This is a genomic window from Pseudomonas sp. NPDC088890 (assembly GCF_044900155.1).
In the GTDB taxonomy this organism is placed as follows: domain Bacteria; phylum Pseudomonadota; class Gammaproteobacteria; order Pseudomonadales; family Pseudomonadaceae; genus Aquipseudomonas; species Aquipseudomonas urmiensis.
The window spans coordinates 186,705-210,062 of record NZ_JBJDNG010000005.1 but is presented as its reverse complement, the minus strand read 5'-3'; the positions used below and the strand labels follow the sequence as shown (position 1 = coordinate 210,062).

Genomic DNA, 23,358 nt, shown 5'->3' with positions numbered 1-23,358 from the left:
CGCTTTCGGGCGATCGAATGACGTAAAAACGCGGCCGTAGGGGTGGAAAAATCCATATGCGACATCGCCCGTACTGGAAGCGACCCATCCTGTACTGGTTACGACCCTACCAGTAGGCGATTGCCCAGCGCTGGAGGATTATCGAAAGCGACTCGTATTGCACGGCCTCGCATCCTGCCCTCTGCAGGCCTGGTTGACCGGACCCTGAGAAAGCTCGGCAACCCTCGCGAACCCGAAGAAAAAACTACAGGAGTCCATCCATGAAAGGTTCACCCTCGCTGTTGCTGGTCGCGTTGCTTGCCGCACCGTTGCTGGCTCAGGCCGCCGAACCCGAACAGTGTCAGACGGTACGTTTCTCGGATGTCGGCTGGACCGACATCACCGTGACCACCGCCGTGACCAGCGTCGTGCTCGAAGCCCTGGGCTACAAGACCCACACCACCATGATCTCGGTACCGGTGACCTACAAGTCGCTGGCGGCTGGCAAGGATTTGGACGTGTTCCTCGGCAACTGGATGCCAACCATGGAGAACGACATCAAGCAGTACCGCGACGCCGGCACCGTCGAGACCGTGCGGGCCAATCTGGAAAACGCCAAGTACACCCTGGCAGTACCGCAGGCCCTGTACGACAAGGGTCTGAAGGATTTCGCCGACATTGCCAAGTTCAAGAGAGAGCTCGGCGGCAAGATCTACGGCATCGAGCCCGGCAACGACGGCAACCGCACCATCCAGAGCATGATCGACAAGGACGCCTTCGGCCTGAAAAGCGCCGGTTTCAAGATCGTCCAGTCCAGTGAGGCGGGCATGCTCTCGCAGGTGGATCGCGCGCAGAAACGCGGCGAGGCGGTGGTGTTCCTCGGCTGGGAACCGCACCCGATGAACAAGCGCTTCAAGATGCAGTACCTGACCGGTGGCGACGAGTTCTTCGGCCCCGACTTCGGCAAGGCGACGGTACTGACCAATACCCGCAAGGGCTATGCACAGGAGTGCAGCAACGTTGGCCAGTTGCTGAAGAACCTGTCGTTTACCCTCGACATGGAAAGCGAGCTGATGGGCAAGGTCCTGGACGACAAGCAAAAGCCCGACGCGGCCGCCAAGGCGTGGCTTAAAAACAACCCACAAGTGCTCGACACCTGGCTGGCCGGGGTGACGACCGTGGACGGCAAACCGGGCTTGGAGGCGGCCAAGGCAAAGCTTGCGCAGTAACCGACACACAGTAGCAGTAGGCACTACCTCGCAGCGGCACCGTGGCCGCTGCGGACTGATTCCAATCTATGCAGGTGGAAGCTCGCTATCATGCTCATTGATCAGAAAATACCCCTGGGACAGTACATCGCGTCGTTCGTCGAATGGCTGACCCAGAACGGCGCCGAGTATTTCGACGCCATCGCCCAAGGCCTGGAATTCATGATCCATGGGGTCACCAGTGCCCTGACCTGGTTCAACCCCCTCGTCCTTATTGCCCTGTTCGCTGCCCTGGCTCACCTGATCCAGCGCAAATGGGCGCTCACCGCCTTTGTCGCCCTGTCGTTCCTGCTGATCCTCAACCTGGGGTACTGGCAAGAAACCATGGAGACCCTTGCCCAAGTGACCTTCGCCACCGTGGTGTGCGTGGCCATCGGCGTGCCACTGGGCATCCTTGCCGCGCACAAGCCGATGTTCTACACCGGCATGCGCCCGGTGCTCGACCTGATGCAGACAGTGCCGACCTTCGTCTACCTGATCCCGACCCTGACCCTGTTTGGCCTGGGGGTAGTGCCGGGGCTGATCTCGACCGTGGTGTTCGCCATTGCCGCGCCGATCCGCCTGACCTACCTGGGCATTTGCGACGTGCCGCAAGAGCTGCTCGATGCCGGCAAGGCCTTTGGCTGCTCGCGCCGTCAGCTGCTGACCCGCATCGAACTGCCCCACGCGATGCCGAGCATCGCCGCGGGCGTGACCCAATGCATCATGCTGTCGCTGTCGATGGTGGTGATCGCTGCCCTGGTAGGCGCCGATGGCCTGGGCAAACCTGTAGTCAACGCACTGAACACCGCCGATATCTCCCTCGGCTTCGAAGCGGGCCTGGCGATCGTGCTGCTGGCGATCATGCTCGACCGTATCTGCAAGCAACCGGAAGTCACGGTAAGGGGTGAGGCATGAGCATCATTCGATTCGAAGACGTCGACGTCATCTTCTCCAACAAGCCGCGCGAGGCCCTGGCCCTGCTCGACAAAGGCCTGAGCCGCGAGCAGATCCTCAAGCAGACTGGCCTGGTGGTGGGGGTGGAAAAGGCCAACCTGGACATCAACAAAGGCGAGATCTGCGTACTGATGGGCTTGTCTGGCTCAGGCAAATCGAGCTTGCTGCGCTGCATCAACGGTCTCAACACCGTCAGCCGCGGCAAGCTGTTCGTCGAGCACGAAGGCAACCACATCGACATCGCCCACTGCACCCCGGCCGAGCTGAAGATGATGCGCACCAAGCGCATTGCCATGGTGTTCCAGAAGTTCGCCCTGATGCCTTGGCTGACGGTGCGCGAGAACATCAGCTTTGGCCTGGAGATGCAGGGCCGGCCGGAAAAAGAGCGGCGCAAGCTGGTTGATGAAAAGCTTGAGCTGGTGGGCCTGACCCAGTGGCGCAACAAGAAGCCCGACGAGCTGTCCGGCGGCATGCAGCAGCGCGTGGGCCTGGCCCGGGCACTGGCGATGGATGCCGATATCTTGCTGATGGACGAACCGTTCTCGGCACTCGACCCGCTGATCCGCCAGGGTTTGCAGGACGAACTGCTGGAGCTGCAGCGCAAGCTGAGCAAGACCATCGTGTTCGTCAGCCACGACCTGGACGAGGCGCTCAAGCTCGGCAGCCGCATCGCCATCATGAAAGATGGGCGGATCATCCAGTACAGCAAGCCTGAGGAGATCGTGCTCAACCCTGCAGACGAGTATGTGCGCACCTTTGTCGCCCATACCAACCCACTCAATGTGCTGTGCGGGCGCAGCCTGATGCGCACGCTGGACAAGTGCAAGCGGATCAATGGTTCGGTGTGCCTGGATCCGGGTGGTGATTCGTGGCTGGACCTGGGTGAAGGCAATTCACTCAAGCGTGCGCGCCAGGGCCAGAATGGCCTGGATATGCAGAACTGGGCGCCGGGGCAGGCCGTTGAGGGGCTGGATCGCAAACCGACCCTGGTGCATGCGGATATCGGCATGCGCGAAGCGCTGCAGATTCGCTATCAGACGGGGAACAAGCTGGTGTTGCAGGAGAACGACAAGGTGGTCGGGATTCTGGGCGATACCGAGCTCTACCACGCGCTGCTGGGCAAGAATCACGGCTGATGCCCGTGGAAACGGGTGCGTGGAAGCAGGCGCGCGGGAGCTTCGTGGGAGCGGGCTTGCCCCGCGATAGCGATGGTGAATGTTCCACTGCAATCGCGGGGCAAGCCCGCTCCCACGCAGCCGGCTCCCAACCAGCAGATCTTACGCCCCACCCTGCGCAGCAGCTCCCACGAAGCAGCTGCGACGCACCCCACCCCACGTAGCAGTCGCACTGCATAGCGCTCTTGCGAGCGCTATGCAGGTCAGTCTTAGCGAACGACGATCCCGCGCGCAGCCATATAGGCCTTGGCCTCAGGCACGGTGTACTCGCCGAAGTGGAAGATACTCGCTGCCAACACCGCGCTCGCATGCCCTTCCAGAATCCCGTCAGCCAAGTGCTGCAGATTACCCACACCTCCCGAAGCGATCACCGGAATCCCCAGCGCGTCGCTGATGGCGCGGGTCACGCCCAGATCGAAGCCATTTTTCATGCCGTCCTGATCCATGCTGGTCAGCAGGATCTCACCGGCACCCAGGCCTTCCATCTTCTTCGCCCATTCCACCGCATCCAATCCGGTCGGCTTGCGCCCACCATGGGTGAAGATCTCCCAGCGCGGCGCTTCGCCCGACGCAGACACCTTCTTGGCATCGATGGCAACCACGATGCACTGCGAACCAAAGCGCTGCGCAGCCTCGCCGACGAACTCCGGATTGAACACCGCAGCAGTGTTGATCGAGACCTTGTCGGCACCGGCATTGAGCAGGTTGCGGATGTCTTGCACGGTACGTACGCCACCGCCGACGGTCAGCGGGATGAACACCTGGCTGGCCATGCGCTCGACGGTATGCAGGGTGGTGTCACGGCCATCGACGCTGGCGGTGATGTCGAGGAAGGTGATCTCGTCGGCACCCTGTTCATCGTACCGACGCGCGATCTCAACCGGATCCCCGGCATCGCGGATGTTCTCGAACTTGACGCCCTTGACCACCCGGCCGTTGTCCACGTCCAGGCAAGGGATGATGCGCTTGGCCAGTGCCATGTCGTGTCCTCAGCCTTGGTATGTGTCGCAGAAGGCCTGGGCCTCGGCGACGTCCAGAGTACCTTCGTAGATCGCCCGGCCAGTGATCGCGCCGATGATGCCCGGAGCCTTGGCGTCGAGCAGGGCCTTGATGTCACCCAGGTTGTGGATGCCGCCGGAGGCGATCACCGGGATCTGGGTGGCTTCGGCCAGGGCCTTGGTGAACGGCACGTTGCAGCCCTGCATCATGCCGTCCTTGGCGATGTCGGTGTAGACGATCGCCGAGACGCCATCGGCCTCGAAACGCTTGGCCAGGTCGATGACCTGCACCGAGCTGACTTCGGCCCAACCATCGGTGGCAACGAAGCCATCTTTGGCATCCAGACCAACGATGACCTTGCCTGGGAAGGCCTTGCACGCCTCGGCGACGAACTCAGGCTGCTTGACCGCCTTGGTGCCGATGATCACGTAGCTGACGCCGGCCTTGACGTAGTGCTCGATGGTTTCCAGCGAGCGAATGCCGCCGCCGATCTGGATCGGCAGGTGCGGGTAGCGCTTGGCGATGGCAGTCACCACGTCGCCATTGACTGGCTGGCCTTCGAAGGCGCCATTGAGGTCGACCAGGTGCAGGCGACGGCAGCCACCCTCAACCCATTTGGCGGCCATGCTCACCGGGTCATCGGAGAACACCGTGGAGTCTTCCATGCGGCCTTGGCGCAGGCGTACGCAGGCACCATCCTTGAGATCGATAGCGGGGATAATCAGCATCTTGGGAACCTGTCTAATCGGTGGATTTCAGGGCTTCTCTAACGCCCACAGGTCGCTTTCGATGCTCTCGAACCGCTCCTTGAGGTGCAGCTGAACATCGGCAATCGCCCTGTTGTAGTAGTGGGGTGCAATTTCCTTGCTGAACAGGTCAAGGACCTCGGCCACCTCGAACGACCCCAGCTCAAGCTCGAAGCGGTCTTCCAGGAAGCGCTTGAGCGTGTCGAGCGCTTCGCGCTCCTGCTCGGGGGCCAGGGTAATGATCGGGGCCTTGGTCCGCGACTTGCTCATTTACCAGCGCCCATCCCAGGCGACGAAGTTCTGCAGCAGCTGCAAGCCATGGGTATGGCTCTTCTCTGGATGGAACTGCACGGCAAACCGCGAGCCCTCGGCCAGCGCTGCGGCAAAGTCGACGCCATAGTGGCCGCGACCGACCACTTGGCCGGGCTTGCCAGCATGGATGTAGTAGCTGTGGACGAAGTAGAAGCGGGCACGATCGGGGATGTCATGCCACAGCGGATGCTCGACCGCATGGCTGACTTCGTTCCACCCCATGTGCGGCACCTTCAGGTGCTCGCCATCTTCTTGCAGGTCTTTGCCGAAGAAACGCACCTGGCCAGGGAACAGGCCGATGCAATCGACACCGTCGTTCTCTTCACTGTGCTCGAGCAACGCCTGCATACCGACACAGATACCGAGGAACGGCCGGTCCTGGCTGACTTCGCGCACCAGGCTGTCAAAGCCCAGGCGGCGGATCTCGGCCATGCAGTCGCGAATCGCGCCGACACCTGGGAACACCACCCGGTCAGCCTCGCGGATCACCGCTGCATCGCTGGTGACCAGCACTTTGCCAGCGCCAACGTGCTCAAGCGCCTTGGCCACCGAGTGCAGGTTGCCCATGCCATAGTCGATTACGGCTACCGTCTGCATTTACAGGCATCCCTTTGTCGACGGCATCTGCCCGGCCATGCGCTCGTCCTGGGTCACGGCCATGCGCAGCGCACGGCCGAAGGCCTTGAACACGGTCTCGATCTGGTGGTGGGTGTTGTGCCCACGCAGGTTGTCGATGTGCAGGGTCACCAGGGCGTGGTTGACGAAGCCTTGGAAGAATTCCTGGAACAGGTCGACATCGAAACCGCCGACCGAGGCGCGGGTGTACGGCACATGCATCTGCAGGCCTGGGCGGCCGGAGAAGTCGATGACCACGCGCGACAGCGCTTCGTCCAGCGGCACGTAGGCATGGCCGTAGCGATAGATGCCTTTCTTGTCACCGATGGCCTGGGCGAATGCCTGGCCGAGGGTGATGCCGACGTCTTCGACAGTGTGGTGATCATCGATGTGCAGGTCGCCCTTGCACTCGATGTCCAGATCGATCAGCCCATGCCGGGCGATCTGGTCGAGCATGTGTTCAAGGAAAGGCACACCGATATCGAATCGGGCCTTGCCACTGCCATCGAGGTTGATCGAGGCCTTCACCTGGGTTTCCAGGGTATTGCGCTCGACGGAAGCCTTACGTTCGACCATCACCAGCTCCGCAAAATCATTGGGCGAAAAGGCTGCCATTATAGGCCTAGAACGCGCCCGCTTGAAACGCGGATGACATATGGCTGTGCAAAGCAGCGCGGGGCAAGCCCGCTGCCACGCCGTCACTCCAGAGCTGAAGCGCAACGTGGCAGCGGGCTTGCCCCGCGATAGAGCTGCTGCTGTCTACATCAATGGAACAGTACAGCGGTCTTCTGCAAGGTCACCCAGATGCCCCAGGCCAGCGGAATAACCACCACGGCCCACGCCACCAGCACCAACGGCAGGCTGCCCGGCGCCGCATGCCATTCCAGCGAACGCGCACCATCGGCGCCTTTGTCATGGCTCAGCGCCCGCTCAGCGGCGAGTTCTGCATCAGTCATGAAGTACTTGTCCGCCACCGGCCGCACCAGTGCATTGCAGATAAAGCCCAGCACCAGCAGGCCAGCGAGGATGTACAAGGTCATGTCGTAGGCCGCAGCCCGCTCCACACCCGCCGCCAGCTGCGATTCACGCAGATAGGTGATCAGCACCGGCCCAAGCACGCCCGCCGCCGCCCAGGCAGTCAGCAGACGACCATGGATCGCACCGACCATTTGCGTACCGAACAGGTCCGCCAGGTACGCCGGCACCGTGGCGAAGCCGCCGCCATACATCGACAGGATGATGCAGAACGCAGCGACGAACAGCGCCACGTTGCCCAGGTGGCCCATGTTCGGCACCAGGCTGTAGAGGCCCACGCCCAGGGCGAAGAAGGCGAAGTAGGTGTTCTTGCGGCCAATGTAGTCGGAGAACGACGCCCAGAAGAACCGCCCACCAATGTTGAACAGGCTCAGCAGGCCGGTGAAGCCTGCGGCGATCGCGGCAATCTGCGCCAGTTGCGCGGCGTTCAGCTCACTGAAGCTCAGCTCGTTGCCCAGCAGCTTCCCGGCGAACACCTCCTGCAACAGTGGCGAAGCCATGCCGAGGATGCCGATACCCGCCGAAACGTTCAGGCACAGCACCAGCCAGACCAGGGCGAACTGCGGAGTTTTCCAGGCCACGCTGACATGCACATGGCGGTCAGTGACCATCGCATTGGCCTTTTTCGCAGGTGGCGTCCAACCCTCAGGCTTCCAGCCGGTCGGCGGCACGCGATAGGCCAGGGCACCAGCGGTCATGAACACCAAGTAGATCACCGCCATGGCGACGAAGCTCTGCCACACGCCGACTTCCTGCGCGCTGCCGAAATGGCCCATCAGCGCAGTGGCCAGGGGAGCACCGACCATCGCCCCGCCGCCAAAGCCCATGATCGCCATACCGGTCGCCATGCCGCGCTTGTCCGGGAACCACTTGATCAGCGTCGACACTGGCGAGATGTACCCCAGGCCCAGGCCGATCCCGCCGATCACCCCCGAACCCAGCCACATCAGCCACAGCTGATGGGTCTTCACCCCAATCGCCGAAATCAGCAGGCCGCCACACCAGCACAGCGCCGACACCAGGCCAGCCTTGCGCGGGCCGGCATGTTCCAGCCAACCGCCCAGCACGGCGGCGGAGCAACCGAGGAACACGAAGAACAGCGTGTAGATCCAGCTCAGCATCGAGATCGGCCAGTCGCACTCGGCGCTGAACAGCCGGGCGACGAAGCCCATGTCAGCCGAGCAGGCAACTGGCGCGGTGATGCCGATGGCCTGCGAAAGTGGCAGCCAGAACACCGAGAAGCCGTAGGCCATGCCGATGCACAGGTGGATCGCCAGGGCGGCCGGCGGTACCAGCCAGCGGTTGAAGCCCGGGCGGGCGATGATGCGCTCCTTCGACAGGAAGCTGGGCGCACGCACCAACTCCCCTGCCGTGATACTGCTGTTCATGGGTTGTTCCTCTTGTAGGTGGGCTGTGCTTTGCGGATGTGACGTGCGGCTCTTATCCAAGTGCACCAAGGCATGGCCCGGCCGTTAACGTGGCGGCATCCGCGACAAAAGGTCGCGTTATGCTCCGAAAGCGGCGCAAGATTACCAGCTGAATCGCTCAATGAAAGCAAACTGATATCGTTATTTTTTCAACAGCTGAGCCCATTCGAGGAACTGTCCGGGTGGCGGCGGTCGAAATCCCGCGCGTTATCCACCCGCGCTGACCCTATCGCGGGACCAGCCCGCGCCTGCACGATCCTGTGTAATCTGCTCAATTAGTAGGAAATGCCCTGTATCTCTAGTCGAATACTCAGGGCAGCTAGTCGCGGCGCTATACTCTGGCGCTTGAATTTTCAAAAATCGGACTACAAGGACTCGCCCATGAAAGCGTTCGGCAAAATCCTGGGGCTGGGACTTCTCGGGTTGCTGCTGATCATCGTGGCACTGGGCTTCGCCCTGACCCACCTCTTCGATCCCAACGACTATAAAGACGAGATTCGCCAACTGGCGCGCGACAAGGCCCACGTCGAGCTGACCCTCAATGGCGATATCGGCTGGAGCCTGTTCCCCTGGCTCGGCCTGGAATTGCATGAAGCCAGCATCGCCACCCTGAACAAGCCTAAGGAGCCGTTCGCCGACCTGCAGATGCTCGGTCTGTCAGTGCGCGTGCTGCCTTTGCTGCGCCGCGAAGTGCAGATGAGCGATGTCCGGGTCGAAGGCCTGAACCTGAACCTGATCCGCGATGAGAACGGCCACGGCAACTGGCAAGACATCGGCAAGCCGCTGCCTGCGCAAGATGCCAGCGCCAGCACGCCCAACGCCCCCGCTGCAACGCCCGCGGGCGAGCCCGCAGCTGCCGACAACGCCAGCGAACGCTCGGTCAAGCTGGATATCGACAGCTTGACGGTGAACAACGCCCGGGTGCAATACACCGATGCCAAGACTGGCCAGAGCGTCAGCGCCGAGAGTATCCAGCTGAGCACCGGCCCGGTGCATGAAGGGGCGAACATTGCCCTGAAGGCCAGCGCCTTCCTCAGCGCCGCGCAGCCGAACATCAAAGCCCGCACTGAGCTGACCGGCGAACTGCGCTTTGACCGTAAGCTCAAGCGCTACAACCTCGAAGACATGCGCCTGTCCGGCGAAACCTCGGGCGAACCGCTGGCTGGCAAGACCTTGACCTTCAACGCCCAAGGCCAACTGCTGGTCGATATGGCGGCCAATGTCGCCTCGTGGAATGGCCTGAAGATCTCCGCCAACCAGCTGCGCGCGCTTGGCGAGCTGAATGTGCGCGAGCTGGACAAGACGCCACAGGTCAGCGGCGGGCTGTCGATTGCCCAGTTCGACCTGCGCACTTTCCTCGACGGCATCGGCCAGCCGCTGCCCGCCACTGCCGATCCAGCCGCTTTCGGCAAGCTGGAGCTGGTCAGCCGCCTGGCGGGTAGCCCTAACAGCCTGGCGCTGGAAGACCTGGCGGTGAAACTGGACGACAGCACCTTCAGCGGCCGCGTGGCAATCGAAGACTTCGCCAAGCAAGCCCTGCGCTTGCAGCTAAAAGGCGACAAGTTCGACGCCGATCGCTACTTCCCGGCCAAGAGCGAACAAGCCAAGGGCGCCACCGCTGCGCGCCAGGCCGAAGTCAAGCAGCAGCAAGCCACCGCCGTGGCCGGCGCTGGCAGTTCACCCCTGCCTAACGCCCCGACCCAGGTGGCCTGGAGCAACGACAAACTGCTGCCGGTCGATCGCCTGCGCGCACTCGATCTACAAGCCGAGCTCAGCTTCGGCGCGCTGACCCTGGACAAGCTGCCCATCACTGACGCCCAGCTCAAGGCCAAAGGCCAGGGCGGCCTGGTCACCCTGGAAACCCTGCGTGGCGGGCTGTACAACGGCAGCTTCGAAGCCAAGGGCACCCTCGATGTACGCCCGGCGGTGCCGCAGATCGGCGTCAACACCAAGATCAACCGGGTGCCGGTCGAGCACTTCATCAAGTCCGAAAGCCCTGACCAGACGCCGCCAGTCAAAGGCCTGCTGACCCTCAACAGCGACCTGACCGCCACCGGCAACAGCCAGAAGGCCCTGGTCGACACGCTCAATGGCAACGCCAGCTTCACCATCAATGATGGTGTACTGGTCAACGCCAACCTGGAGCAGCAGCTATGCCAGGCCATCGCCACCCTCAACCGCAAGTCGCTCAGCGGTGAGCCGCGCGGCAAGGACACGCCGTTCGAGGAACTGCGCGGCAGCCTGGTTGTGCGCAATGGCGTGGCCAGCAACCCTGACCTCAAGGCGCGCATCCCCGGCCTGACCGTCAACGGCCAGGGCGACCTGGACCTGCGCGTGCTGGGCATGGACTACCGGATTGGCGTAGTGGTCGAAGGCGATCAGCGTGCCATGCCCGACCCGGCTTGCCAGGTCAACGAGCGCTATGTCGGCGTCGAAGTGCCGCTGCGCTGCCGTGGCCCGCTGGAGCTTGGCGCCAAGGCCTGTCGCCTGGATCAGGACGGCCTGGGCAAGGTTGCCGCCAAACTCGCCGGCAACCGCCTCAAAGACAAGATCGATGAAAAGCTCGACGAGAAACTCGGAGACAAAGTGAGCCCTGAATTGAAAGACGCACTCAAGGGGCTGTTCAAGCGATGAGCCCCCAGCAGTTCTCCAGCGCAGTGCTGGAGTGGTACGACCAGCACGGCCGCCACGACCTGCCCTGGCAACAGGGCATCAACCCCTACCGGGTGTGGGTGTCGGAAATCATGCTGCAGCAGACCCAGGTCAGCACCGTGCTCAACTACTTCGACCGCTTCATGCAGGCCCTGCCGACCGTGCAGGCCCTGGCTGAGGCGCCGGAAGACGAAGTGCTGCACCTGTGGACCGGGCTTGGCTACTACACCCGCGCGCGCAACCTGCAAAAAGCCGCCCAGATCGTGGTCAACCAGCATGGCGGCGAATTCCCGCGTAGTGTCGAGCAGCTGACCGAGCTGCCTGGCATTGGTCGCTCCACGGCCGGCGCCATTGCCAGCATCAGCATGGGCATCCGCGCGCCGATCCTCGACGGCAACGTCAAGCGCGTACTGGCCCGCTACAGCGCCCAGGGCGGCTACCCGGGGGAGCCGAAGGTGGCCAACGCGCTGTGGGCCACTGCCGAGCGCTACACCCCACACGCCCGCGCCAACCACTACACCCAGGCGATGATGGACCTGGGCGCGACCCTGTGTACGCGCAGCAAGCCCAGCTGCCTGATCTGCCCGCTCCAGCGCGGCTGCCAGGCGCACTTGCTCGGCCAGGAGACTCACTACCCCGAGCCCAAGCCGCGCAAGACCTTGCCACAGCGGCGCACGCTGATGCCGATCCTGGCCAACCAAGAAGGCGCCATCCTGCTCTACCGGCGCCCTTCCAGCGGCCTGTGGGGCGGCTTGTGGAGCCTGCCCGAGCTAGACAGCCTGGAGCAGCTCGATGACCTGGCCTACCAGCACGGCCTGCGCCTGACCGGCAGCCAGGCCCTCGATGGCCTGACCCATACCTTCAGCCACTTCCAGCTGGCCATCGAGCCTTGGCTGGTCCGCGTCGATCCGCTCGGCGCGCACGTGGCCGAGCCTGACTGGCTCTGGTATAACCTCGCCACCCCGCCGCGCCTGGGCCTCGCCGCCCCGGTCAAGAAGCTGCTCAAACGCGCGGCCGACCAATTGATTGCAGGAGAGCCCCGATGACCCGCACCGTGAACTGCCGCAAATACCACGAACAGCTGCCTGGCCTTGAGCGCCCGCCGTACCCAGGCGCCAAAGGCCAGGACATCTTCGACAACATCTCGAAGAAGGCCTGGGATGAGTGGCAGAAACACCAGACCCTGCTGATCAACGAGAAGCGCCTGAACATGATGAATGCCGAGGACCGCAAATTCCTCCAGCAGGAGATGGACAAATACTTCTCCGGCGAGGATTACGCCAAGGCTGACGGCTACGTGCCACCGGCCGAATGACCCAGCAAAATCGTAAGCGACGGAATTAATTTAAAAAATTTTCAAAAAGTCGTTGACGCAAACCTGAAAAAGCCTTTTAATGCGCCCCGTTGCCCAGATAGCTCAGTCGGTAGAGCAGAGGATTGAAAATCCTCGTGTCGGCGGTTCGACTCCGTCTCTGGGCACCAAAACACTAAAACCCTGAATCGAAAGATTCAGGGTTTTTTTATTGCCCGAGTTTTATCCAGCCCCCACCAACCACCCTGTGGGAGCGGGCTTGCCCGCGAATGGCTGCACAGCAGCCACCCCCTCCCATCCCCTCCTTGACCCGAATCAACTAGCCGCTCGCGAAAACGCCTTAGCATGCCAGGTGGACACTCGAATCGACCCGCAAGGACTTCCATGAGCGACGAATCCACCCCGCTTCTTTCCGCCGCGCCAAGCGTCGAGGCCACGCCCAGCGTCACCCCACCCCCGCGCACGCGCCGCCCTCGCCAGCGCAAGCCAGCGGCCAAGGCCACAGGCGAAAGCTCGATCATCACGGTCAGCCAGCAGCCTGCCGCGTTGCAGGTGGCCACTGCGCGCAAGGGCAGCAACGAGGACAGCACCTCGGCGCGCTTGCCGGCCAACTACCCGTATGTCACCCGTCTGCGCCGCAACGACTACGAGAAGGCCAAGCACGCCCTGCAGATCGAGCTGCTCAAGGTGCAAAGCTGGGTGAAGGACACCGGCCAGCGCGTGGTGGTGCTATTCGAAGGACGCGATGCAGCTGGCAAGGGCGGCACCATCAAGCGCTTCATGGAGCATTTGAATCCGCGTGGCGCGCGCATCGTGGCACTGGAGAAGCCTTCCGAGCAGGAAAAGGGCCAGTGGTATTTCCAGCGCTATATCCAGCACCTGCCCACTGCGGGGGAAATGGTCTTCTTCGACCGGTCTTGGTACAACCGCGCCGGGGTCGAGCGGGTGATGGATTTCTGCACGCCGGTGCAATACCTGGAGTTCATGCGCCAGGCGCCTGATTTGGAGCGGATGCTGTGCAACAGCGGGATCTTGCTGTTCAAGTACTGGTTCTCGGTCAACCGCGAGGAGCAGCTACGGCGCTTCATCTCGCGGCGTGACGATCCGCTCAAGCACTGGAAGCTGTCGCCGATCGACATCAAGTCGCTGGATAAATGGGACGACTACACCGCCGCCAAGGAAGCGATGTTCTTCCACACCGATACCGGCGACGCGCCATGGACGGTGATCAAGTCCGATGACAAGAAGCGCGCGCGGATCAACTGCATCCGGCACTTCCTGCATTCGCTGGATTACCCAGGCAAGGACCTGAGCGTGGCGCACGCGCCGGATCCGTTGCTAGTGGGACGTGCATCGCGGGGCTTCGAGGAGGATGAGCCCCCAGCAGCGGCGAGCTGATGTAGCTGGGGCTGGGTAACCCACAATACTTGGGTTTGTACGGCAATTAGGCTTCAATACGCGCAATTTCCAGACTTACCGAAGGATTGCGCCCATGGCCTCTAACAGCAAACAACAGAAACGCGCCAAGCGCGCCGCCTCCAAGGCCAAGCAAAACCGCATGGTGCGTGGCGGCCAAGCGGTCAAGGCCAGCGCTGGCGATAGCGCCAGCATCGAGCAGGTGTTCAACAAGGCCATGGAGTCGGACAGCTACAAGGAGCTGTTCGAGAAGATGAAGGTGGCCCAGGAGAGCGGCCTGGTCGCGATGATCTCGGTGTTCCTGGTCGACCCGCTGCTGGCGCTGGTGCTCAAGGGCCACAAGGAAGAGCACGCCACCGACTACATCGTGCTGGTGTTCACTGCCTATCGCACCTGGCTGGACGGCGCCGACGAAGACACCACCATGGCCTGGCTGGAGAGCGACGAGTTCCAGCAGGCCTACATCGCCGCATCCGAGGTGGTGGCCAAGCAGCAGCAACAGCAAAAACAGTTTGGCTGAAGCGCTTTAACGGCCCCTCCTCGCGGTGTAAGCCCGCTGCCACAGGTAGCATGCAATCCTGTAGGAGCGGGCTTGCCCGCGAACAGGCCCGCACAGAGCAACAAAAAGGCCGCACCCTTCACAGGGCGCGGCCTTTTGCGTTCAAGCAGCCTGGATCAGTTATCCAGCGCCACCCGACCCGCCGCTTCATCAGCCTTGCGCTTGCGATGCACCAGTAGACCCGCTGCCACCACACCAATGCTCAGCAACGCGGTCGCCACGATCTCGGCGCGATGATCCGGACGGATCGCCATCACCACCAGCACGGCAATGATGAAGGCAATGGTCGCCCAGGTCAGGCCGGGGAACAGCCACATCTTGAAGTCGATCTTCTCACCACGCGCTTCGCGCTGGCTGCGCATGCGCAGTTGCGATACGGCAATCACCAGGTACACCAGCAAAGCGATAGCACCGGAACTGGCCAGCAAGAACTCGAACACTTGCGCCGGTGCGACGAAGTTGGCGAACACGCAAAGGAAGGCCGCAGCAGTAGACAGCAACACTGCCCAGTGTGGCGTACCGGCCTTGGTCGTGCGCTGGGCCACAGCCGGGGCGTCGCCCCGCTTGCTCAGCGAGAACAGCATGCGCGAGGAGGTGTACAGCGCCGAGTTCAGGCAGCTGGTAACGGCGATCAGCACGACGATATCAACGATCAGCTTGGCATTCGGCACGCCGATCATGCTCAGCACGGTCTGGTACGAACCGGTCTCGGCCAGGGCTGGATCGTTCCACGGCACCAGCGCGACGACCAGGAAGATCGACACCAGGTAGAACAGGCAGATACGCCAGATCACCGAGTTGGTGGCGCGGCTGATCTGCTTGCCTGGATCCTTCGATTCGGCAGCAGCGATGGTAACGATCTCGGTCCCCATGAACGAGAACATGGTGGTCAGCATGGCTGCCAGCACGGCGCCCAGGCCATTGGGCATGAAGCCTTGGGTGTCGAACAGGTGGCTGACACCGCTGACCTGGCTGCTGGGCACCATGCCGAACATGGCGGCGCAACCGACGACGATGAAGCCGATGATCGCCAGTACTTTGAGCAAGGCGAACCAGAACTCGAACTCGCCGTAGTTCTTCACGCTGCACAGGTTGGTCAGGGTCAGCGCCAGGGTGATCAGCAGCGAGAACGCCCACAGATCGACCGCAGGGAACCAGGCATGCAGGATGGCTGCGGCGGCGTTGGCTTCCAGCGGGATTACCAAGACCCAGAACCACCAGTACAGCCAGCCGATGGTGAAACCTGCCCAACGCCCGATGGAGCGGTCGGCATAAGTGGAAAACGAGCCGGTGTCAGGCGAGGCAATCGCCATTTCGCCCAGCATGCGCATCACCAGCACCACCAGGGTACCGGCGGCGGCGTAGGCCAGCAGTACGGCAGGGCCGGCAGCGGCAATGGCGTGGCCGGAGCCGACGAACAGACCGGCGCCGATCACGCCAGCAATGGACAGCATGGTCACATGCCGTTGCTTGAGCCCCTGAGCGAGGTCGTTGGAATTGTTACCGCTCATAAAACTACCTTTGTAAGGAGGTGGACTACACGAATGACGGCCAGCACGCCTGGGGTGAAAGTCGGCGTCGCTGCATTCAGTGATTTCCAGATGGCAATTACCGGGCCAGGTGAGAATGGCTTTCGTCTGAAATCTTTCAGCAGGCAGATATGGCGCGGCTTGCAGGGCATTCGGCCAGGCTTTGACCGAAAGGCCGCCAAACCCCCATGCCAAGTCCAGATTACAGAAATACCCACTTACAAACGCACCAAAGGTGCTCCTCGGTAACACCTGCGCACAATAACCAGGCAGAAAAGTGCAACCTTCGGCGCAACCCTCAAGTAGGCGTCGAATCCTTCGCGGGCAAGCCCGCTCCCACAGGGTTTGGCGCAATCCCTGAGGTTTATGGGGTATTTGTCAGAGCGGGCTAGCCGCGAAGAGGCCAAAAACGGCTTCCCAGGCTTAGCCAAAGCTGGCACCATCGCGCCTTTTTTCATCAAGGCTCTGGTGCTGGGCGCAAAGGTCTGCGGACATCCTCGCGACGTTGCGCTGCAGCGATGCGACAAACTGTCCCGCCAGCGACCCGAGCCCCCTGCGACCCGGTTGGATGTCACTGAGCCGCTATGCTAGCGTGGCGCTCGCCAGGAAGGCCGCCAACAGCTGGGAACGCACCCGAACACATGAGGACCGCACATGGCCGAGGCCACGCCCGCGCTAGAAATCCGCAACCTGCACAAACGCTACGGCGAGCAGGAAATTCTCAAGGGCATTTCGCTGACCGCCCGTGACGGTGACGTGATCTCCATCCTGGGGTCGTCCGGCTCCGGCAAGTCCACCCTGCTGCGCTGCATCAACCTGTTGGAGAACCCGCACCAGGGGCAGATCCTCGTCGCCGGCGAAGAGCTCAAGCTCAAGGCTGCCAAGAATGGCGACCTGATCCCCTCCGACAACCGCCAGATCAATCGCCTGCGCAGCGAGATCGGCTTTGTCTTCCAGAATTTCAACCTGTGGCCGCACATGTCGATTCTCGACAACATCATCGAGGCGCCGCGCCGGGTGCTGGGCCAGAGCAAGGCCGAGGCGATCGAACACGCCGAAGCGCTGCTGAACAAGGTTGGCATCTACGACAAGCGTCACAGCTACCCCGCCCAGCTTTCCGGTGGCCAGCAACAGCGTGCCGCCATTGCCCGTACCTTGGCCATGAAGCCCAAGGTCATCCTGTTCGACGAGCCGACCTCGGCGCTCGATCCGGAAATGGTCCAGGAAGTGCTTAACGTTATCCGCGCATTGGCCGACGAAGGCCGTACCATGCTGCTGGTGACGCACGAGATGAACTTTGCCCGCCAGGTGTCCAGTGAAGTGGTCTTCCTGCACCAGGGCCTGGTAGAAGAGCAAGGAACGCCGCAGCAGGTCTTTGAAAACCCGAACTCGGCGCGTTGCAAGCAATTCATGTCCAGCCACCGCTAACGGAGCAATACATGCAGACCTACAAGAAATTCCTCCTGGCCGCCGCCGCCACCCTGGTCTTCTCGGCCAACGCCATGGCCGCGGAAAAACTGCGCATGGGTATCGAAGCGGCCTACCCGCCGTTCAACAACAAGGATGCCAGCGGTAACGTCGTGGGCTTTGACAAAGACATCGGCGACGCCCTGTGCGCGAAGATGAAAGTCGAGTGCTCGGTGGTCACCTCCGACTGGGACGGCATCATCCCCGCCCTGAACGCCAAGAAGTTCGACTTCCTGGTGTCGTCGCTGTCGATCACCGATGAGCGCAAGCAAGCGGTCGACTTCACCGACCCCTACTACTCGAACAAGCTGCAGTTCATCGCGCCGAAGAACGTCGACTTCAAAACCGACAAGGCCTCGCTCAAGGGCAAGTTCATCGGTACCCAGCGTGCAACCCTGGCCGGCACCTGGCTGGAAGACAACTACGGCGATGATATTCAGATCAAGCTGTACGACACCCAGGAAAACGCCTACCTGGACCTGCTGGCGGGCCGTATCGACGGCATCCTCGCCGACAAGTACGTGCAGTACGAGTGGCTCAAGAGCAAGGACGGCCAGAACTACGAGTTCAAGGGCGAGCCTGTAGAAGAGTCCGACAAGATCGGCATCGCCGTGCGCAAGGGTGACGACAAGCTGCGTAACGACCTCAACGCCGCCCTGAAAGAAATCAAAGCCGACGGTACGTACAAGAAGATCAACGACAAGTACTTCCCGTTCAGCATCGAATGATTCGCCCCGACCGGCACGCCCTTGCGGCGTGTCGGTCCCTAGAACGCATCTACCCATGAATATCGACCTGCACGGATTTGGTCCGGCCTTGTTGGCTGGCACCTTCATGACCGTAAAACTGGCGCTTTGCGCCCTGCTGCTGGGGCTGGTCCTGGGCCTGCTCGGCGCACTGGCCAAGACTTCTTCGATCAAGCCACTGCAATGGCTTGGCGGCTTCTACTCGACCCTGGTTCGCGGCGTACCTGAGCTGCTGTGGGTCCTGCTGATCTATTTCGGTACTGTTGGCCTGGTCAACAGCCTGGGCGAAGCCCTGAATATCCCCGGCCTTGAGCTCAGTGCCTTCGCTGCGGGCGTAATCGCCCTGGGCCTGTGCTTTGGTGCCTACGCCACGGAAGTGTTCCGTGGCGCGATCCTGGCGATTCCCAAGGGCCACCGTGAAGCGGGCTTGGCCCTGGGCCTGTCCAAGGGCCGCATCCTGTCGCGGATCATCCTCCCGCAAATGTGGCGCATCGCCCTGCCGGGCCTGGGCAACCTGTTCATGATCCTGATGAAAGACACCGCGCTGGTGTCGGTGATCGGCCTGGAAGAAATCATGCGTCACTCGCAGATCGCGGTGACCGTGAGCAAGGAGCCGTTCACCTTCTACATGGTTGCGGCCTGCATCTACCTGAGCCTTACCGTGATCGCCATGACCGGCATGTACTTCCTGGAAAAACGCGCCGCTCGCGGCTTCGTGAGGGCCGAACAATGAACTGGGAAGTCATCATCAAATGGCTGCCACGCCTCGCTCAGGGCGCAACCCTGACCCTGGAGCTGGTGGCTATCGCGGTCATCGCCGGATTGATCCTGGCGATCCCGCTGGGTGTCGCCCGCGCTTCGCGGCACTGGTACGTACGCGCCTTGCCCTACGGCTACATCTTCTTCTTCCGCGGCACCCCGCTGCTGGTGCAGCTGTTTTTGGTCTACTACGGCCTGGCCCAGTTCGATGCAGTGCGCAGCAGCTCGCTGTGGCCCTACCTGCGCGATCCGTTCTGGTGCACCGTGCTGACCATGACCCTGCACACTGCCGCCTACATCGCCGAGATCCTGCGTGGTGCGTTGCAGGCGATCCCCAAGGGTGAGATCGAAGCGGCGCGCGCGCTGGGCATGTCGCGGGCCAAGACACTTTTCTACATCATGCTGCCACGCGCCTCGCGCATAGGCCTGCCGGCGTATAGCAACGAAGTGATCCTGATGCTCAAGGCCAGCGCCCTGGCCAGTACCGTCACCCTGCTGGAACTGACCGGCATGGCACGGACCATCATCGCCCGCACCTACTTGCCGGTGGAGATCTTCTTTGCTGCCGGCTTGTTCTACCTGCTGATCTCGTTCTTGCTGGTGCAAGGGTTCAAGCTGCTGGAACGCTGGTTGCGCGTGGACGCCTGCCAAGGGCGCTGAGTCAGTAGCGGCCTCATCGCTCCTACTGACTCCGTAGGAGCGGGCTTGCCCCGCGATGAGGCCATCACTGACACCCTTTGACTTCCTACGCCCAACGCCCATGAAAACCACGCCGGTGCTCCACAGCGCTCAACTCCTCGAACGCTTCCAGGCCCTCGACTCATTCATCGTCGAGCACCAACACCTGTGGCAACCAAGGCCGTTCACCTCATTACAGCTACCCTGGGAAGCCCAACACCCACAGCTTTCGACCTGGTTGCGCCAACGCTCGCTAGAAGACGCCGACGCCCAACTCGACCCCAGCCAACTGCCCGCCCCTTTCCCCGAGCTTGCCACCCAAGCCCAGCACCTGAGCGAGCTCGGCGAGCTACCTGATGCAGGCCTGCCCCCCGCCGGCCAGCGCCTCGACGTCGGCGTGCCGGGCCGCAAATGGCAACAGATCGAAGCCTTCAGCCGTCGCCTGAGCTTTCGCCAGGACACCCAGCACTGGCTGGATTGGTGCTCAGGCAAAGGCCACCTCGGCCGCCGCCTGTTGCAGCCCGGCCAACAGCTGACCTGCCTTGAATACGATGCCGCGCTGGTGGCAGCCGGCCAGGCCTTGAGCGATCACCATCAGCTCCCGGCCATCCACCAGCATCAGGATGTCATGGCCGCAGACAGCGCCCGTCATCTGGATGGCACCACAAGCGTGGTCGCCCTGCATGCCTGTGGTGATCTGCATGTGCGCCTGCTGCGCCTAGCCGCCGAGCAGGGCTGCCAGCACGTCGCCGTGGCCCCCTGCTGTTATAACCGCATCCAGGCCGAGCACTACCAGCCGATGTCCACAGCCGCCCGTGCCTCGACCTTGCAGCTGGACCTGGATGACCTCGGCCTGCCCTTGAGCGAAACAGTCACCGCTGGCGCCCGCGTACGCCGCCAGCGAGATACCTCGATGGCACGGCGACTGGGTTTTGACCTGCTGCAACGCGAGCAACGCCAAAGCGACGACTACCTGCCAATCCCGTCCCTGCCCGTCAGCTGGCTGGAAAAGCCCTTTGCCCAGTACTGCCGTGAACTGGCCGAACTCAAGCAACTGACGCTCAGCGGCGAACCCAACTGGACTGCATTGGAGGCTGCCGGCTGGCAACGCTTGGCGCACGTGCGCAACCTGGAGCGAGTGCGCAACTTGTTCAGACGGCCCTTGGAGCTGTGGCTGGTGCTCGATCGTGCGCTGTTCCTGCAAGAACAGGGGTACAACGTGCAGGTTGGCTTGTTCTGCGAGTACCCACTTACCCCTCGCAACCTGATGCTGATGGCCGAGCTAAAAGCTGGAAAAACCTGTGGATAAGTCTGTGCACAAGCTTTTGATGAACACTGCATAATTTCGGATCCAAGGTGCTATTTAAAGCCTCTCGCTTACCTCTCGAATCTTCAAACCCAACAAAAACAGGCCTTTGCGCAAAGACCAGCGGTGACGACCAACGGCATGCCTTCAGCGCAACGCTGGCATGCCCCTTGTGCATAAGCGTTTTGCGGCATAGCGCGAAATGGGAGCTGGCAACGTGCCCACCGAACAAATCCACTAGGTTACAATTGCCATCACTGCGCACCTTGCACCCAGAAAAAACCAGACTTACGAACGGACTTCGAAATCGTGATCCAAGCCAAACCCCTCGCCCTGCTGAGCTTCGCCCTGGCCCTCGGCGGCTGCGCCAACAACGCCCCGACGCCAAAAACCACTGACCTGGGCTGGAATACGCCTGGCATGCAGCTGGGCGGCGACCATGGCCTACCGCTGCGCACCGAGACGTCTTGCCGCAAGCGCGGTTGCGACAACGACAAGCTGTTTTTCAACCCCGCCACGCCCGAGCCAAGCGTCAATACCATCCACCGCGGCTGGTAGGAAATTTCTCCTTTCAGCGCGGTAACTTAGGTCTTTATGCAAAGATCGCACGGAAGGTATTTACAGCCGCCAACCGATCGCTATAATGACGCCCCTGTGCCGGTATAGCTCAGATGGTAGAGCAACTGACTTGTAATCAGTAGGTCCCGGGTTCGATTCCTGGTGCCGGCACCATTCAAGGTTCCATAGAAAGCTTTCAAAATCTCTGGAACCCCCGAAAAACCCGCCTTCTGGCGGGTTTTTTCGTTTTGGCGTTCCGTCGGATTCCGAGGGTAGCCAGCGCTAATAAGGGTACTTTTAAGGATACCTACCAATTCGACATTGGAAAGTACCCTTATGGCTCGCACAACGGCTCCCCTTACCGACAACGCCTGCCGCACTGCAAAGGCTCGCGAACGTGAGTACAAGCTTTTTGACGGCGATGGCCTTTACCTGCTCGTGAAGCCCAACGGTCGCAAAGGCTGGCGGCTGAGGTACGTGAAGCCCGATGGTCGCGAGGGCCTGACCTCACTCGGCAATTACCCGGTGGTCGGGCTGGCTGACGCTCGCCACAAGCGCTTCGAGCTCAAACAGCAGCTCGCCAACGGCATTGACCCTATCCAGTCCAAGCAGCAGGCCAAGGTGCAGGCCGTAATCAATGGCCGTACCTTCGAAAGCGTTGCGCTCGATTGGTATGCCGGGATGGTGCCGAAGTGGGCGCCGGGCCACGCCAAGACTGTGCTCAGCCGGTTGAAGACTCACGTATTCCCTTTGCTCGGTGCCAGGGCAATCGTCGAGCTCGATACCCACGACCTCATGCAGCCTCTAGAAGCCGTGACGAAACGCGGCACCATCGACGTGGCGCTTAGGATCAAGAACTACCTTCAAAGCATCATGCGCGAAGCGAAACGGCTGCGGCTGATCACCGCGAACCCGGCTCACGACCTAGACGGCTCGATCAGAGCACCACGGGTTACACATCGACCCGCACTACCCTTATCGCGGCTGCCAGAGCTGCAAGCACGCATCGACGACTACAAAGGTCGTCCACTCACACGCCTTACCGTGATGCTGTCGCTGCACGTGTTCGTACGCTCCAGTGAGCTGCGCTTCGCCCGCTGGAACGAGTTCGACCTCAATCGCGGCATCTGGGAGATCCCCGACACCCGCCCGGCGCTCGACGGCGTACCGTTTTCCACAAGGGGTACGAAAATGGCCGGAGACATTCACGTTGTACCCTTATCGCCGCAAGCAGTGGCCTTGCTTGAGCAGATCCACGCGATCACCGGCAAGTTCGAGCTGGTGTTCGCGGGGGATGCCAAGCCGTGGAAACCGATGTCCGAGAACACGGTGAATGCCGCGCTCAGGACGATGGGCTACGACACCAAGGTGGATATCTGCGGCCACGGGTTCCGAGCCATGGCGTGCAGTGCGCTGGTCGAGTCCGGGCTGTGGTCGGAGACAGCTATCGAGCGGCAGATGAGCCACAAGGAACGCAACAACGTGCGGGCCGCTTATACCCACAAGGCCGAGTTCCTCGAAGAGCGCCGGATGATCATGACCTGGTGGAGTCGGTTTCTGGAGGCGAACCGCGAGGACCATGTGACGCCGCATGAGTTTGCCAAGCAGACGGGCGAGAACGTCACGCGCCTTCGCAGTGCCAAGAGGACCGAATAACCCGCCGCGCCACCACCTCAACTTGCTGTGAAGTTACCCACAGCACCGCATGAAGCTCCTCCGCGCGGGTCCTTTCAAACGGGGCTGCAAAGCCGCCCCGTTTGAAAGGACCATACCTAAGAAAAAAACTGCTGGCACAGCTTACGTCTGTGGAAAACCACTGATGTCCACCGGGGGATAGTTTTATCCACAGGCGCTAAATCCCTGATATCGCGCTGCTTGACGAAT

22 protein-coding genes and 2 tRNA genes are annotated in these 23,358 nt (G+C 61.8%); 17 read left to right on the top strand and 7 right to left on the bottom strand.

Annotated features, from left to right (window positions below; translation table 11 throughout):
• Positions 1-260: 260 nt before the first annotated feature.
• The 3 genes from ACI2JX_RS13375 to choV all read left to right on the top strand — a co-directional run bounded on the left by ACI2JX_RS13375 (position 261) and on the right by choV (position 3,319).
• Positions 261-1,208, top strand: a complete 948-nt coding sequence (locus ACI2JX_RS13375) for a choline ABC transporter substrate-binding protein (protein WP_404690253.1) — start codon at positions 261-263, stop codon at positions 1,206-1,208.
• Positions 1,209-1,295: 87 nt separating this feature from the next.
• Positions 1,296-2,144 carry a choline ABC transporter permease subunit gene (choW, locus tag ACI2JX_RS13370; protein WP_264235381.1) on the top strand — a complete coding sequence of 283 codons (849 nt, stop codon included), beginning with the start codon at positions 1,296-1,298 and terminating at the stop codon, positions 2,142-2,144.
• Positions 2,141-3,319 carry a choline ABC transporter ATP-binding protein gene (choV, locus tag ACI2JX_RS13365; RefSeq protein WP_186552791.1) on the top strand — a complete coding sequence of 393 codons (1,179 nt, stop codon included), beginning with the start codon at positions 2,141-2,143 and terminating at the stop codon, positions 3,317-3,319. Before choW ends, choV begins: the two co-directional genes overlap by 4 nt.
• 248 nt (positions 3,320-3,567) lie before the next feature.
• Here the strand turns inward: choV and hisF are convergent, their stop codons facing one another.
• The 6 genes from hisF to ACI2JX_RS13335 all read right to left on the bottom strand — a co-directional run bounded on the left by hisF (position 3,568) and on the right by ACI2JX_RS13335 (position 8,453).
• The gene (gene hisF, locus ACI2JX_RS13360; RefSeq protein WP_264235267.1) at positions 3,568-4,338 is read right to left on the bottom strand and encodes an imidazole glycerol phosphate synthase subunit HisF; all 771 of its coding nucleotides are present in this window, start codon (positions 4,336-4,338) and stop codon (positions 3,568-3,570) included.
• A 9-nt stretch (positions 4,339-4,347) separates the two neighbouring features.
• The gene (hisA, locus tag ACI2JX_RS13355; RefSeq protein WP_404690252.1) at positions 4,348-5,085 is read right to left on the bottom strand and encodes a 1-(5-phosphoribosyl)-5-[(5-phosphoribosylamino)methylideneamino]imidazole-4-carboxamide isomerase; all 738 of its coding nucleotides are present in this window, start codon (positions 5,083-5,085) and stop codon (positions 4,348-4,350) included.
• 27 nt (positions 5,086-5,112) lie between these two features.
• Positions 5,113-5,373, bottom strand: a complete 261-nt coding sequence (locus ACI2JX_RS13350) for a DUF2164 domain-containing protein (RefSeq protein WP_186552794.1) — start codon at positions 5,371-5,373, stop codon at positions 5,113-5,115.
• Positions 5,374-6,012 carry an imidazole glycerol phosphate synthase subunit HisH gene (gene hisH / locus ACI2JX_RS13345; RefSeq protein WP_186552795.1) on the bottom strand — a complete coding sequence of 213 codons (639 nt, stop codon included), beginning with the start codon at positions 6,010-6,012 and terminating at the stop codon, positions 5,374-5,376.
• A complete protein-coding gene (gene hisB, locus ACI2JX_RS13340) occupies positions 6,013-6,606 on the bottom strand; it encodes an imidazoleglycerol-phosphate dehydratase HisB (protein WP_186552796.1) in 594 nt (197 codons plus the stop codon). It abuts the gene before it with no gap.
• 188 nt (positions 6,607-6,794) lie between these two features.
• Positions 6,795-8,453 (bottom strand): OFA family MFS transporter, encoded by a 1,659-nt coding sequence (locus tag ACI2JX_RS13335; protein ID WP_264235265.1) that lies wholly within the window; start codon positions 8,451-8,453, stop codon positions 6,795-6,797.
• 420 nt (positions 8,454-8,873) lie between these two features.
• Here ACI2JX_RS13335 and ACI2JX_RS13330 point away from each other — a divergent pair, with 420 nt between their 5' ends.
• From ACI2JX_RS13330 to ACI2JX_RS13305, 6 genes are all read left to right on the top strand, one after another.
• On the top strand, positions 8,874-11,126 hold the full coding sequence (locus tag ACI2JX_RS13330; RefSeq protein ID WP_404690251.1) for an AsmA family protein: 2,253 nt from the start codon (positions 8,874-8,876) through the stop codon (positions 11,124-11,126).
• Positions 11,123-12,190, top strand: a complete 1,068-nt coding sequence (mutY, locus tag ACI2JX_RS13325; protein ID WP_264235263.1) for an A/G-specific adenine glycosylase — start codon at positions 11,123-11,125, stop codon at positions 12,188-12,190. Before ACI2JX_RS13330 ends, mutY begins: the two co-directional genes overlap by 4 nt.
• The gene (locus ACI2JX_RS13320; protein WP_186552800.1) at positions 12,187-12,459 is read left to right on the top strand and encodes an oxidative damage protection protein; all 273 of its coding nucleotides are present in this window, start codon (positions 12,187-12,189) and stop codon (positions 12,457-12,459) included. Before mutY ends, ACI2JX_RS13320 begins: the two co-directional genes overlap by 4 nt.
• Before the next feature lie 91 nt (positions 12,460-12,550).
• Positions 12,551-12,626, top strand: a tRNA-Phe gene (locus ACI2JX_RS13315).
• 214 nt (positions 12,627-12,840) lie between these two features.
• On the top strand, positions 12,841-13,854 hold the full coding sequence (gene ppk2, locus ACI2JX_RS13310; RefSeq protein WP_264235262.1) for a polyphosphate kinase 2: 1,014 nt from the start codon (positions 12,841-12,843) through the stop codon (positions 13,852-13,854).
• A 94-nt stretch (positions 13,855-13,948) separates the two neighbouring features.
• Positions 13,949-14,392: a hypothetical protein gene (locus tag ACI2JX_RS13305; protein WP_186553220.1), complete on the top strand. Its 444-nt coding sequence runs from the start codon at positions 13,949-13,951 to the stop codon at positions 14,390-14,392.
• Between the two features lie 155 nt (positions 14,393-14,547).
• On the opposite strand, the gene gabP is transcribed toward ACI2JX_RS13305, so the two are convergent.
• Complete coding sequence (gene gabP / locus ACI2JX_RS13300) at positions 14,548-15,942, bottom strand: GABA permease (protein ID WP_186552802.1); 1,395 nt, start codon at positions 15,940-15,942, stop codon at positions 14,548-14,550.
• A 672-nt stretch (positions 15,943-16,614) separates the two neighbouring features.
• Here gabP and ACI2JX_RS13295 point away from each other — a divergent pair.
• From ACI2JX_RS13295 to ACI2JX_RS13260, 8 genes are all read left to right on the top strand, one after another.
• Positions 16,615-17,388 carry an ABC transporter ATP-binding protein gene (locus ACI2JX_RS13295; protein WP_186552803.1) on the top strand — a complete coding sequence of 258 codons (774 nt, stop codon included), beginning with the start codon at positions 16,615-16,617 and terminating at the stop codon, positions 17,386-17,388.
• A gap of 11 nt (positions 17,389-17,399) precedes the next feature.
• Positions 17,400-18,155: an ABC transporter substrate-binding protein gene (locus ACI2JX_RS13290; protein ID WP_404690250.1), complete on the top strand. Its 756-nt coding sequence runs from the start codon at positions 17,400-17,402 to the stop codon at positions 18,153-18,155.
• Between the two features lie 55 nt (positions 18,156-18,210).
• A complete protein-coding gene (locus tag ACI2JX_RS13285) occupies positions 18,211-18,906 on the top strand; it encodes an ABC transporter permease (RefSeq protein ID WP_264235259.1) in 696 nt (231 codons plus the stop codon).
• On the top strand, positions 18,903-19,592 hold the full coding sequence (locus tag ACI2JX_RS13280; RefSeq protein WP_264235258.1) for an ABC transporter permease: 690 nt from the start codon (positions 18,903-18,905) through the stop codon (positions 19,590-19,592). Before ACI2JX_RS13285 ends, ACI2JX_RS13280 begins: the two co-directional genes overlap by 4 nt.
• Positions 19,593-19,692: 100 nt before the next feature.
• Complete coding sequence (locus tag ACI2JX_RS13275; protein WP_404690249.1) at positions 19,693-20,919, top strand: methyltransferase; 1,227 nt, start codon at positions 19,693-19,695, stop codon at positions 20,917-20,919.
• A 306-nt stretch (positions 20,920-21,225) separates the two neighbouring features.
• Positions 21,226-21,474 carry a hypothetical protein gene (locus tag ACI2JX_RS13270; protein ID WP_404690248.1) on the top strand — a complete coding sequence of 83 codons (249 nt, stop codon included), beginning with the start codon at positions 21,226-21,228 and terminating at the stop codon, positions 21,472-21,474.
• Between the two features lie 98 nt (positions 21,475-21,572).
• A tRNA-Thr gene (locus tag ACI2JX_RS13265) sits at positions 21,573-21,648 on the top strand.
• Between the two features lie 162 nt (positions 21,649-21,810).
• A complete protein-coding gene (locus ACI2JX_RS13260; protein ID WP_404690247.1) occupies positions 21,811-23,130 on the top strand; it encodes a tyrosine-type recombinase/integrase in 1,320 nt (439 codons plus the stop codon).
• The last annotated feature ends 228 nt before the right edge of the window (positions 23,131-23,358 follow it).

Bases quoted from the DNA above. Each gene is read 5' to 3' on its own strand.
- ACI2JX_RS13375 (WP_404690253.1), top strand. From the start codon at position 261: ATGAAAGGTTCACCCTCGCTGTTGCTGGTCGCGTTGCTTGCCGCACCG.
- choV (WP_186552791.1), top strand. From the start codon at position 2,141: ATGAGCATCATTCGATTCGAAGACGTCGACGTCATCTTCTCCAACAAG.
- hisF (WP_264235267.1), bottom strand. From the start codon at position 4,338: ATGGCACTGGCCAAGCGCATCATCCCTTGCCTGGACGTGGACAACGGC.
- hisA (WP_404690252.1), bottom strand. From the start codon at position 5,085: ATGCTGATTATCCCCGCTATCGATCTCAAGGATGGTGCCTGCGTACGC.
- ACI2JX_RS13350 (WP_186552794.1), bottom strand. From the start codon at position 5,373: ATGAGCAAGTCGCGGACCAAGGCCCCGATCATTACCCTGGCCCCCGAG.
- hisH (WP_186552795.1), bottom strand. From the start codon at position 6,012: ATGCAGACGGTAGCCGTAATCGACTATGGCATGGGCAACCTGCACTCG.
- hisB (WP_186552796.1), bottom strand. From the start codon at position 6,606: ATGGTCGAACGTAAGGCTTCCGTCGAGCGCAATACCCTGGAAACCCAG.
- ACI2JX_RS13335 (WP_264235265.1), bottom strand. From the start codon at position 8,453: ATGAACAGCAGTATCACGGCAGGGGAGTTGGTGCGTGCGCCCAGCTTC.
- ACI2JX_RS13330 (WP_404690251.1), top strand. From the start codon at position 8,874: ATGAAAGCGTTCGGCAAAATCCTGGGGCTGGGACTTCTCGGGTTGCTG.
- mutY (WP_264235263.1), top strand. From the start codon at position 11,123: ATGAGCCCCCAGCAGTTCTCCAGCGCAGTGCTGGAGTGGTACGACCAG.
- ACI2JX_RS13320 (WP_186552800.1), top strand. From the start codon at position 12,187: ATGACCCGCACCGTGAACTGCCGCAAATACCACGAACAGCTGCCTGGC.
- ppk2 (WP_264235262.1), top strand. From the start codon at position 12,841: ATGAGCGACGAATCCACCCCGCTTCTTTCCGCCGCGCCAAGCGTCGAG.
- ACI2JX_RS13305 (WP_186553220.1), top strand. From the start codon at position 13,949: ATGGCCTCTAACAGCAAACAACAGAAACGCGCCAAGCGCGCCGCCTCC.
- gabP (WP_186552802.1), bottom strand. From the start codon at position 15,942: ATGAGCGGTAACAATTCCAACGACCTCGCTCAGGGGCTCAAGCAACGG.
- ACI2JX_RS13295 (WP_186552803.1), top strand. From the start codon at position 16,615: ATGGCCGAGGCCACGCCCGCGCTAGAAATCCGCAACCTGCACAAACGC.
- ACI2JX_RS13290 (WP_404690250.1), top strand. From the start codon at position 17,400: ATGCAGACCTACAAGAAATTCCTCCTGGCCGCCGCCGCCACCCTGGTC.
- ACI2JX_RS13285 (WP_264235259.1), top strand. From the start codon at position 18,211: ATGAATATCGACCTGCACGGATTTGGTCCGGCCTTGTTGGCTGGCACC.
- ACI2JX_RS13280 (WP_264235258.1), top strand. From the start codon at position 18,903: ATGAACTGGGAAGTCATCATCAAATGGCTGCCACGCCTCGCTCAGGGC.
- ACI2JX_RS13275 (WP_404690249.1), top strand. From the start codon at position 19,693: ATGAAAACCACGCCGGTGCTCCACAGCGCTCAACTCCTCGAACGCTTC.
- ACI2JX_RS13260 (WP_404690247.1), top strand. From the start codon at position 21,811: ATGGCTCGCACAACGGCTCCCCTTACCGACAACGCCTGCCGCACTGCA.